At 74.7% G+C, this 557-nt stretch carries 1 pseudogene; it reads left to right on the top strand.

Features of this window, described 5'->3' with window-relative positions:
- Positions 1 to 557: pseudogene (locus ABT093_RS16860) on the top strand (DEAD/DEAH box helicase); the annotation flags it as partial.

A 557-nucleotide genomic window follows, 5' to 3' on the forward strand; every position in this document is an offset into this window, starting at 1 on the left:
CGTGACGACCGTCCGGCCGGTGGCGACCGTGGCGGTTTCCGCCGTGACGACCGTCCGGCCGGTGGCGACCGTGGCGGTTTCCGCCGTGACGACCGTCCGGCCGGTGGCGACCGTGGCGGTTTCCGCCGTGACGACCGCCCCGCCGGCGGTGGCTTCCGTCGCGATGACCGTCCGTCGGGTGGCTACGACCGTGGCGGCCGTGACGACCGTGGCGGCTTCCGCCGTGACGACCGTCCGTCGGGCGGTTACGACCGTGGCGGCCGTGACGAGCGCGGTGGCGACCGTGGCGGTTTCCGCCGTGACGACCGTCCGTCCGGCGGGTACGGCCGGGACCGCGATGACCGTGGTGGCGACCGTGGCGGGTTCCGTCGCGATGACCGTCCGTCCGGCGGCGGGTTCCGCCGTGACGACCGCCCGGGTGGGTTCCGTCGTGACGACCGTGACGACCGTCCGCGTCGTGAGGACCGTCCCTTCCGCGACCGCGATGACCGTGGTGGCGACCGTGGCGGGTTCCGTCGCGATGACCGTCCGTCCGGCGGTGGTTTCCGCCGTGACGT

Source organism: Kitasatospora sp. NPDC002551 (genome assembly GCF_040296005.1).
In the GTDB taxonomy this organism is placed as follows: Bacteria; Actinomycetota; Actinomycetes; order Streptomycetales; family Streptomycetaceae; genus Kitasatospora.